We start from the raw sequence: 9,848 nt of genomic DNA on the forward strand, positions 1-9,848 counted from the left end.
CGCCCCGCTCTCCCGCGGGCCCGGGCCCCCGCCCCCCCCGCCCCCCCCCCCCCACGTCTCCTGCTTCAGTGCGCCGACGGCGTCCGCTGCTCCGGAACGATCTGCAGCGCCCCGCCGCCGCGCTTGCGCAGCAGGGCGACGGCCAGCACCAGCCCGACCGCGGCGAAGACGACGCACGCCACCAGGCCGCCGGTGAACCCGTCCATGATCGCGGCCGGGTCGGTGGCCGCCCGCGCCATGTGCGCGGCGACGATCGTCGAGACGACCGCCACGCCGATCGCGCCGCCCACCTGGAACGCCGCCGTGTTCAGGCCCGAGGCGAGGCCGGTGTCCCGCTTGGCGATGCCGTTGAGGGCCGCCGCCGCGAGGGCGACCGGGCCGCCGCCGAGGCCGAGCCCGAACAGGATCAGGCCCGGGAAGACGTCGGCCCAGTAGCTGCCGGTCGGCGAGATGCCGGTGAGCACGAAGCAGCCGGCCCCCAGCAGCACCACGCCGATGACCGCGACGACCCGGATGCCGATGCGGTTGAGCACGGCCTGGGCGAGGAAGGCGCCGATCACTGCGGCGATCGGCATCGCCGACTGGCTGAGCCCGAATTCGAGCGCGGAGTAGTGCAGCACGCCGAGGGAGAACTGCGAAATCACCACGGACATGCCGAACGCGAGCGCCGCCGCGATCCCCGTCACCAGGTTGCCGCCGACCAGGCTGGGTGAGCGGAACAGCCGCAGCGGCACCAGCGGTGCGGCCGAGCGCTTCTCGATCACCACGGTCAGCGCGACGAGCACGAGGAAGACCGCGCCGAGGCCGATCGTGTGGAGGCTGACCCAGCCGCGGGTGGGCGCCTCGACCAGGACGTAGACGAGCAGGCCGAGCGCGGCCGTGCTCACGACGGCACCGGCGAGGTCGAACGTGCGCCGCGTGCCGGAGTCCTTGCTCTCCCGCAGCAGGACCGGGGCCAGCACCAGCATGACGAGCGCGACGGGGACGTTGACGAAGAAGATGGACTGCCAGCCCAGCCAGTCGATGAGCGTGCCGCCGAGCAGCAGCCCGACGGTGGCGCCGATCGAGGCGATGCCGGACCACATGGCGAACGCCTTGTTGCGCTCCCGGCCCTCCGGGAAGGTGTTCGTGAGGATGGACAGCGCGGTGGGCGCCATCAACGCGGCCGAGACGCCGTGCAGGGACCGCGCCACCAGCAGCACCTCACCGTTCCAGGCGAGGCCCGAGAGCACGGACACCAGCAGGAACAGGGCGGTGCCGATGATGAACACCTTGCGCCGGCCCAGCAGGTCGGCCGCGCGGCCGCCGAGCAGCAGCAACCCGCCGAAAGTCAGCAGGTTGGCGGACAGGGCCCACTGCCCCATGACCGGCGTCAGCTTGAGGTCGGCCGAGATCGACGGCAGGCCCATGATGACGATCTGGGCGTCGAGGATCACCATGAAGTTGGCCGTGCACAACAGGATGAGGGCTTTCCAGCGGCGCGGGTCCAGCCCCGACGCCACCGCGGTGGGTGCTGCTTGAGCGAGGTTCACTGCTCTCTCCTTCGAGCGGAGACAGCCGGGGGTGCCGGGTGTTCCTCCGCGGTCCGTGGTCTGCGTCGACCGTACGAAGAAAGAGCGCCGCTTCCTTCCTCCCGATTGCACACGGGATTCTTCCGCCGTGCGCATTCGGGGACCCACCGGAAACCGGACCCGGATGGCGGATCAAAGCCGCTTGAGCAGCTCCATCGCCTTGGCCGGGGAAGCCGCGTCCTCGGCCATGCGCGCCCACGGGTCTTCCTTGCGCGCCAGGCGGTCCTTCATCCGCTTGGGCGTCCAGCCCGCGGGTTCCGCTTTGCCGAGCTCGTGCCAGCCGAGCGGCGTGGCGACCCCCGCCGAGGGACGGGCCCGCAGCGAGTAGGGGGCCACGAACGTCGAGGTGTAGCCGTTGCGCTGGACGTCCAGGTACACGCGGTCGCCGCGCTGGTTCTTGCGCACCGCCGTGGTCAGCCGGTCGGGGTCGAGCCGGGCGAGCACTTCGGCCGCCGTCTTCGCCAGCTCGCGGACCTCGTCGTAGGTCTGGCTCGGCTCCAGCGGTGCCACGACGTGGAAGCCGCGGCCGCCGGTCGCCTGCAGGTACGCGGTGAGCCCGGCGGCTTCGTAGACCTGCCGCACCAGGCGGGCGATGTCCCGCAGCTCGGCGACGGTGACCCCGTCGGGCGGGTCGATGTCGATCAGCACCATGTCCGGGTGCTCGAGGTCGGCCACGGTGGACGACCAGATGTGGTACTCGAGCGCCCCCTGGTTGGCCAGGTACACCAGGGTCGCGGCGTCGTCGCAGAGCACGTGGCGGACGTCGCCGGTCGTCCGCTGCGGGATCGCTTCGACGCGGATCCACGACGGCAGCCCGGGGCTCGCTTCCTTCTGGTACCAGTTCTTGCCCGCGATGCCGTTCGGGAACCGGCGCACGGTCAGCGGCCGGCCGCGCAGGTGCGCGACCATCGCCGTGGCGACGGTCCGGTAGTGCTGCACGACGTCGCCCTTGGTCAGCCCGGCGTCGGGGTAGTAGATCTTGTCCGGGTTCGACGTTTCGATCTCGTCGGGGTCCACCGGATCCTCCCTCGCCGGGCGGCCGCGGGCTCGGCGCGCCCGCGCTCCTCGACCGGAGCTTGCCCGGACCCGGCGGTGGCGTCCACTCGGAGGGTGCTCAGCCGCGAAGGGTGAGCACCGCGGCGACCACCGGCGGCTGAACGACCCCGCACCCTCTTCGCTCCTTCAGCTGGCCTTGCGGACGAGGGTGATGCCGTCGCCGATCGAGAGCCGTGACGTCTCCACTCGCGGGTTGGCCCGCACGGTGCGGTCGAACTCGCCCGTGGTGGGGTCCTCGGCGGGTGGGGTGCCCGCGATGGCGAGGATGCCGTCCGGCGACAGCAGCGTCAGCGCCGCCTCGTAGAGCGGAGCGGACCCCGCGTGGCCGGCGGCCAGGAAGATCAGGTCGAAGGTGCCGGGCCCGTATTCGGCGAACAGCGCGTCGAGGACCGCGGTCGGCGGCGCGATCCGCAGGTCGATCCGGTCCGCGACGCCGGCGCGCCGCCAGTGCGGCCGGCCGAGCGCGGGCCACCGGGCGGTGGTCTCGCAGGTGATCAGCAGGCCGTGGCGGGGCAGCGACCGGGCGATGCACAGGGTGCTGTACCCGGTGGAGGTGCCGACCTCCACCGCCGTTCGCGCCCGCGTGAGCTCGACCAGCTGCTCGAGCAACCGGCCTTCCTCGGCGGACACCCGCGTCGCCGCACCCGTCGGCAGTGACGCTGTTTCTTCACGCAACTCGCGCAGGATCGCGTCCTCGGGACGGGCTTGTCCGCCCACTCGCGTGAGCATCTCCGAGGTCGCCAGCTGTGGGCTCGCCATGGGCGTGAGCGTAGGCGCGCGAACCCCGTGTAAATGCCTAGAACCTGTGGGAGCAGGCAGGCGGCCCTCGCCGGTCCGGCTTGGGATTGGGTGCGAACCCAGATGGCGGGCCACAGCTCACGGCCGGGCGATACCTGGTACGCGGTATCAGTGGCCAGCGATCGTCTGGCCGGACCGATCATCCGCCCCGGTTCTGCGATGTGGGTTTGTGTTGTTTTCGCTCAAGCGTGCGCGCCGCTCCAGGGTGCTCGAGGACTCCTGCACAGCAGCAGAGAGGCCGCTGGTGTTCGGGCAATAGGTAACGGTGAGGTCTCCGTCACGATTGGGGGTTGCAAACGCAGATGAACGCAGGCAACATCACTCAAACCAAAGTGGTTCTCGGCGGAGGTGTGCTGAAGTGTTCGTGACCCTGACGGCGAACCCGAGCGTCGACCGCACGGTCGAGGTGGCTCGGCTCACCCGGGGTGGTCTGCACCGGGCGACCGGCGCCACCGTCGAACCGGGTGGCAAGGGCATCAACGTCGCTCGGGCGCTGGTCCGCAACGGACACCAGGCCCGGGCCGTGGTGCCGGCCGGTGGCGCCGAAGGCGATCAGCTGATCAGCCTCCTCGAGCAGTGCGACATCGACGTGGTCCGGGTGCGCACGGAAGAACCCGTGCGCAGCAACATCAGCGTCGTGGAGCCGGACGCCACGGTGACGAAGCTGAACGAGATCGGCCCGCGGCTGTCCGCGCGGGAGATCGAGACGATGTGTGATGTGCTGCTGGCCAACGTGGCCGACGCGCGGTGGGTGGTGGCGGCGGGCAGCCTGCCGCCCGGTGTGGACGAGGACTTCTACGCCGCCCTGATCGGGCGGCTGGCCCCCACCGGGGCCCAGGTCGTCGTCGACACCAGCGGCCCGGCGTTCCGGACGTCGGTGAAGGCCGGGCCGGCGCTGGTGAAGCCGAACCTCGACGAGCTCGAGGAGGCAGTCGGCCGCCGGCTCGACACGGTGCGGGACATCGTCGACGCCGCGCAGGAGCTGCGTTCGCTCGGCGCGGGCAAGGTTTTGGCCAGTCTCGGCAGCAAGGGTGCCGTACTGGTCGAAGACGCGGGGATCTGGTGCGCCAACGCATCGGCCGAACCGCGGAGTTCGGTCGGTGCCGGCGACGCGATGCTCGCCGGTTTCCTGGCGGCAGGGGGGAGTGGCCCGCAGGCGCTGGCCACCGCCGTCGCCTGGGGTGCGGCCGCGGTGTCGCTCCCGGGCAGCACGATGCCGGGGCCCGAAGACGTGGAGGCACGTCGAGTGCGGGTGGAACCGCATCCCGGCTGGGACGAGAAGGTTCGCGAATAGCGCCCGCGGCGCCACGAGAACCGGTTCGCTCCGGTATCCGCCATCGGTTGATGGCGAACCCTCAAATCACCTTTCCAGAAGAGGAAGCCAACGATGACTACCACTACGGAGATCGACGACGAAACTCCGTCGAGGGCGGAGCGCGCGCGGGTCTCGATCCAGCGCTTCGGCGGTCAGCTCGCCAGCATGGTCATGCCGAACATCGGGGCGTTCATCGCCTGGGGTCTGATCACCGCGCTGTTCATCCCGAGCGGGTGGACGCCCAACGCGCACATCGCCGAGCTCGTCGACCCGATGATCAACTTCCTGTTGCCGGTCCTGATCGGGTACACCGGCGGCCGCCTGGTCCACGGCCAGCGCGGTGCGGTCGTCGGCGCGGTGGCGACGGTCGGGATCGCGGTCGGCGCGTCGATCCCGATGTTCCTCGGCGCGATGATCGTCGGCCCGCTCGGTGGCTTCCTGATCAAGCTGTGGGACGACAAGGTCGGCAGCAAGACCGCCCCGGGCTTCAAGATGCTCGTCGACAACTTCAGTGCCGGCATCATCGGTGGCGTCATGGCGGTGCTCGGCCTGCTGGGCATCGGCCCCGTCGTGCAGGGCATCACCAAGGGGCTCGGGCACGGCGTGCAGGCCCTGGTCGACGCGCACCTGCTCCCGCTGGTCTCGATCATCGTCGAGCCCGCGAAGGTGCTGTTCCTCAACAACGCCATCAACCACGGTGTGCTCAGCCCGCTGGGCGTCGCCGACGCGCTGCGCGACGGCAAGGCCATCGAGTTCCTCATCGAGCCGAACCCCGGCCCCGGCCTGGGCATCCTGCTGGCGCTGACGTTCTTCGGCGCACGCAGCGCGCGGGCCACCGCGCCCGGCGCGATCATCATCCAGTTCTTCGGTGGGATCCACGAGATCTACTTCCCGTACATCCTCGCCACTCCGCGCCTGATCCTGGCCGCCATCGCCGGCGGTGCCGCCGGTGTCGCGACCTTCAGCATCTTCGGCGCGGGCCTGACGGCGACGCCGTCGCCGGGCAGCATCATCGCGGTGCTCGCGGTGACGCCGAAGGGCGGTTACGTCGGGGTCATCGCCGGCGTGCTCGCCGCCGCGATCGTGTCGTTCGTCGTCGCCGCGGTCCTGCTGAAGTTCGGCAGGGACGCCCGCCGGGAGGAACGCGAACTGGCCGTGGCGAACGGCGGAGCCGTCGCTTGACGGTCAGGCTTGGCGATCATCGTCGATCGAAGGAAGGAAGTGCGGTAGTGAGCACCATCGAAGGCAAGGAAGTCAAGAAGGTCATCATCGCCTGCGACGCCGGCATGGGCAGCAGCGTGATGGTCGCGTCCCAGCTCGCGAAGCGGCTGAAGCCCTACTCGGTCAAGGTCGAGCACACGCCGGTCAACGAAATCCCGGGCGACGCGCAGGTCGTGCTGTGCCAGAGCACCCTGGTCAAGCGGGCCCGCAAGGCCAACGCTTCGGCCGTGATCCTCGGGTTCCAGAGCTTCCTGGGCGACCCGGTGTTCGACCAGGTCGAGACGGCGATCCGGGACGGCGGTTCCCTTGCCGACTGACGCTCCCATCCTCGGCACCGATTCGGTCCTGGTCGGCTGCACCGCCACCGACCAGGCCGACGCGATCACCCAGGTCGGCCGCAAGCTGCTGGAGCTGGGCGCGGTCGAGCCGGGCTACCTCGACGCGATGCACGAGCGCGAACGCTCGGTGTCGACCTACATCGGCGAAAACGTCGCCATCCCGCACGGCACCGACGAGTCCCGCCGGTTCGTGAAGCGGACCAGGCTGGCGGTCCTCCAGTTCCCCGGCGGGGTCGACTGGGGCGGCAACGACGTGCGGCTGTGCGTCGGCATCGCCGCCAAGGGATCGGAGCAGGTCGGCATCCTGTCCTCGCTGGCCCGGATCCTGATGGACGGCGAGCAGGCGCGGCAGCTGCGGGAGGCGCCGGACGCCGAGACGATCTTGCGACTGTTGAACCAGATGGACGAGGAGTTCTCCGAATGAAGGTGGCACGTTTCTACGCGCCAGGTGATCTGCGGGTCGAAGAGGCCGACGAGCCGAGCCCGGGCCCGGACGAGATCAAGATCCGGGTGCACAACACCTCCACGTGCGGCACCGACCTGAAGATCTTCAAGCACGGGCACCACCACATCGACCCGCCGCGGGTGATCGGCCACGAGATCGCCGGCGAGGTCGTGGAGAGCGGCGCGAACGTCTCCGGCTGGAACGCCGGCGACCGCGTCCAGGTGATCGCGGCGATCCCGTGCGGCGAGTGCAAGCAGTGCCGCAAGGGACTGCAGCAGGTGTGTCCCAACCAGCTGTCGATGGGTTACCACTTCGACGGCGGGTTCGCGGAGTACATGATCGTGCCGAAGCAGGTGCTCAAGGTCGACGGCGTCAACCGGATCCCCGACGACGTCAGCTACGCCGAGGCCTCGGTCGCCGAACCGCTGGCGTGTGTCCTCAACGGGCAGAGTTTCGCGCAGGTCGGCGAGGGCGACGTCGTCGTGGTCGTCGGCGCCGGCCCGATCGGCTGCCTGCACGTGCGGCTCGCCCGCGCCAAGGGTGCGGCCGCGGTGTACCTGGTCGAGCTGAACCGCGGCCGGCTGGAGATGGCGGCGGAGCTGGTCAAGCCGGACGCCGCGATCTGCGGCGCCGAAGTCGACCCGGTGGCGAAGATCCTCGAGCTCACCGAGGGCGACGGTGCCGACGTGGTCATCACGGCGGCGGCGGCGGGCAAGGCCCAGGAGGACGCGCTCAAGATGACCGCGCGCCGGGGCCGGATCAGCTTCTTCGGCGGCCTGCCGAAGGACAACCCGATCATCGCGTGCGATTCCAACCTCGTGCACTACCGCGAGCTGACCATCTACGGCGCCAACGGGTCGAGCCCCGAGCACAACCGCCAGGCGCTGGAGCTGATTTCCTCGGGCCGGGTCCCGGTCGCCGATCTGATCACCCACCACCTGCCGCTGTCGGAGGTGCGCCGCGCGATCGACATCGTCAGCAGCGGCGAGGCCATCAAGGTGACCATCGAGCCGGGCGCGTCCGACGCCGCGTGAGCGGGGCGGGCGACGAGGAGGAGGCGACCAGAGTTGGTTGACGAACTGCGCGGCAACCCGGCGAGCCCGGGTGCGGCCGCCGGCCCGGTGGTGCGGCTGACCCCGCCCCCGGTGCTGCCGGAGCACTGGGACGCCCCGGCGGCCCCGGAAGCCGAACTGGCAGCCGCCACCGAAGCGCTCGACGCGGCGGTGGCGGACCTGGAGAAGCGCGCGGCTTCGGTCAGCGGCGAGTCGAAGTCCATCATGGACACCCAGATCATGATGGCCAAGGACGCCTCGCTGACGGCGGGCATCCGCGCCTCGGTGGACAACGGGCGGCCGGCGGCGTGGGCGATCTCCGACGCCTTCGGCAAGCACGTCGCCGCGCTGGAGAGCATCGGCGGCTACATCGGGGAGCGGGCGGCCGACCTGATCGACATCCGGGACCGGGCGATCGCCGCCGCGCTGGGCCTGGAGCCACCCGGCATCCCCGACGTCGACGGGGTGTTCGTCCTGGTGGGCCAGGACATCGCCCCGGCCGACACGGTCCTGCTCGACCCGGCGAAGGTGCTCGGCATCGTCACCGAGAAAGGCGGCCCGACGAGCCACACCGCGATCGTCGCCCGCGCGCTCGGGATCCCGGCGGTGGTCGGCTGCGCCGGCGCCGCGGGCCTCGAGGCCGGGCAGCGGGTCGCGGTCGACGGCGGCCGGGGAACGGTGGTCGTGGACCCGACGGACGAGCACGTCCGCCAGGTCCGGGCGGAAGCCGACGCGCTGAAGGAGAAGCTGGCCCGGCACCGCGGCCCCGGAGCGACCGCCGACGGCCACCCGGTCAAGCTCCTGCTCAACGTCGGCAGCGTCGGCGGGGCCGCGGCCGAAGCCGCCGCCGACGCCGAAGGGGTCGGGCTCTTCCGCACCGAGTTCCTGTTCCTGGACCGCACGGAGGCGCCGACGGTCGAGGAGCAGCGCGCGGCGTACGGCGAGGTGCTGCGCGGGTTCTCCGGCCGCCCGGTGGTCATCCGCACGCTGGACGCCGGGGCCGACAAGTACATCCCGTTCGCCAACACCGAGGACGAGCCCAACCCGGCCCTCGGCGTGCGGGGCTACCGCGTCGGCGTCCGCCACCCGGAGCTGCTCACCGCGCAGCTGCGGGCGATCAGCCTGGCGGCCGCCGACCACGACGCCGACGTGCGGGTGATGGCCCCGATGATCGCCACGCCGGCCGAGGCCGCGGCGTTCCGCGACCTGGCCCGCGAGCACGGCATCGGCCAGGCCGGCGTCATGATCGAGGTGCCAGCCGCGGCGATCCGGGCGGCGGACATCCTGGCGGAGGTGGACTTCGTCAGCATCGGCACCAACGACCTGTCGCAGTACACCTACGCCGCGGACCGGATGCTGGGCGAGCTGGGGGAGCTGCTGGACCCCTGGCAGCCGGCGCTGCTGGCGCTCGTGGCGAACGTCGCGGCGGCGGCCATGGACGCGGGCAAGACCGCCGGCATCTGCGGCGAGGCGGCCAGCGACCCCGGGCTGGCGCCGGTGTTCGCCGGCCTCGGCATCACCAGCCTGTCGATGTCGGTGTCCGCGGTCCCCGCGGTCCGCGCGGCCTTGACCGACTACACGCTCGAACAGTGCGAAGCCCTCGCCCGCGAGGTGCTGTCCGCGCCCGAAGCACCGAAGGCCCGCCAGGTCGCCGCGGAGTTCGCCGCCAAGCCGCGCGGCTGAACGGGCCGGGCCCCCGCGCCGCGCTTTCTACCAGATGGGATCACGGGTATGTCCAGTAAAACGGTGGTAATCGGTTCGGCCGTCGGGCTGCACGCGCGGCCGGCCAAGCTCCTCGTCGAGGCGGCGGCCAGGCAGCCGGTGCCGGTGAAGATCGGCCGCAGCGAGGACCAGCTGGTGGACGCCGCCAGCATCCTCGGCGTGATGTCCCTCGGCGTCCGCGGTGGCGAAGAGGTGCTGATCACGGCCGAGGGCGAAGGCGCGGAGGAAGCGGTGGCGGAGATCGCCGAACTGCTGGCGCGCGACCTCGACTCGGCCGGGCAACCGGCCGGCTGACGCCCGGTGGCCCGGCCGGCGACCCCCAGGCCGGCC

At 71.4% G+C, this 9,848-nt stretch carries 10 protein-coding genes; 7 read left to right on the forward strand and 3 right to left on the reverse strand.

The window, feature by feature from the left end; all coding sequences use genetic code 11:
• Window positions 1–65: 65 nt before the first annotated feature.
• The 3 genes from ABZX11_RS47845 to ABZX11_RS47855 all read right to left on the reverse strand — a co-directional run bounded on the left by ABZX11_RS47845 (window position 66) and on the right by ABZX11_RS47855 (window position 3,386).
• Window positions 66–1,532: an MFS transporter gene (locus ABZX11_RS47845; protein WP_354925811.1), complete on the reverse strand. Its 1,467-nt coding sequence runs from the start codon at window positions 1,530–1,532 to the stop codon at window positions 66–68.
• Between the two features lie 171 nt (window positions 1,533–1,703).
• The gene (gene ligD, locus ABZX11_RS47850) at window positions 1,704–2,588 is read right to left on the reverse strand and encodes a non-homologous end-joining DNA ligase (protein ID WP_354925814.1); all 885 of its coding nucleotides are present in this window, start codon (window positions 2,586–2,588) and stop codon (window positions 1,704–1,706) included.
• A 165-nt stretch (window positions 2,589–2,753) separates the two neighbouring features.
• Complete coding sequence (locus ABZX11_RS47855) at window positions 2,754–3,386, reverse strand: class I SAM-dependent methyltransferase (protein ID WP_354925817.1); 633 nt, start codon at window positions 3,384–3,386, stop codon at window positions 2,754–2,756.
• 397 nt (window positions 3,387–3,783) lie between these two features.
• On the opposite strand from ABZX11_RS47855, the gene pfkB reads away from it, so the two are divergent.
• The 7 genes from pfkB (at window position 3,784) to ABZX11_RS47890 (ending at window position 9,812) form a co-directional block, all read left to right on the forward strand.
• Entirely contained in the window at window positions 3,784–4,719 is a 936-nt protein-coding gene (gene pfkB, locus ABZX11_RS47860) for a 1-phosphofructokinase (RefSeq protein WP_176169592.1), read from the forward strand.
• Between the two features lie 93 nt (window positions 4,720–4,812).
• Entirely contained in the window at window positions 4,813–5,922 is a 1,110-nt protein-coding gene (mtlA, locus tag ABZX11_RS47865) for a mannitol-specific PTS transporter subunit IIC (RefSeq protein WP_217709535.1), read from the forward strand.
• 47 nt (window positions 5,923–5,969) lie between these two features.
• Window positions 5,970–6,278, forward strand: a complete 309-nt coding sequence (locus tag ABZX11_RS47870; protein ID WP_176169593.1) for a PTS lactose transporter subunit IIB — start codon at window positions 5,970–5,972, stop codon at window positions 6,276–6,278.
• Window positions 6,268–6,723: a PTS sugar transporter subunit IIA gene (locus ABZX11_RS47875; protein WP_176169594.1), complete on the forward strand. Its 456-nt coding sequence runs from the start codon at window positions 6,268–6,270 to the stop codon at window positions 6,721–6,723. Before ABZX11_RS47870 ends, ABZX11_RS47875 begins: the two co-directional genes overlap by 11 nt.
• On the forward strand, window positions 6,720–7,778 hold the full coding sequence (locus tag ABZX11_RS47880; RefSeq protein WP_176169595.1) for a zinc-dependent dehydrogenase: 1,059 nt from the start codon (window positions 6,720–6,722) through the stop codon (window positions 7,776–7,778). Before ABZX11_RS47875 ends, ABZX11_RS47880 begins: the two co-directional genes overlap by 4 nt.
• Before the next feature lie 33 nt (window positions 7,779–7,811).
• Window positions 7,812–9,479, forward strand: a complete 1,668-nt coding sequence (ptsP, locus tag ABZX11_RS47885) for a phosphoenolpyruvate--protein phosphotransferase (RefSeq protein WP_354925823.1) — start codon at window positions 7,812–7,814, stop codon at window positions 9,477–9,479.
• Between the two features lie 48 nt (window positions 9,480–9,527).
• On the forward strand, window positions 9,528–9,812 hold the full coding sequence (locus ABZX11_RS47890) for an HPr family phosphocarrier protein (RefSeq protein ID WP_176169597.1): 285 nt from the start codon (window positions 9,528–9,530) through the stop codon (window positions 9,810–9,812).
• Window positions 9,813–9,848 lie beyond the last annotated feature (36 nt).

It is taken from the genome of Amycolatopsis sp. NPDC004169 (assembly GCF_040610315.1).
Lineage (GTDB): Bacteria > Actinomycetota > Actinomycetes > Mycobacteriales > Pseudonocardiaceae > Amycolatopsis.

What these genes read in the sequence shown, in the direction of transcription:
- ABZX11_RS47890 (WP_176169597.1), top strand. Translation starts at nt 9,528, where the DNA reads ATGTCCAGTAAAACGGTGGTAATCGGTTCGGCCGTCGGGCTGCACGCG.
- ABZX11_RS47880 (WP_176169595.1), top strand. Translation starts at nt 6,720, where the DNA reads ATGAAGGTGGCACGTTTCTACGCGCCAGGTGATCTGCGGGTCGAAGAG.
- mtlA (WP_217709535.1), top strand. Translation starts at nt 4,813, where the DNA reads ATGACTACCACTACGGAGATCGACGACGAAACTCCGTCGAGGGCGGAG.
- ABZX11_RS47855 (WP_354925817.1), bottom strand. Translation starts at nt 3,386, where the DNA reads ATGGCGAGCCCACAGCTGGCGACCTCGGAGATGCTCACGCGAGTGGGC.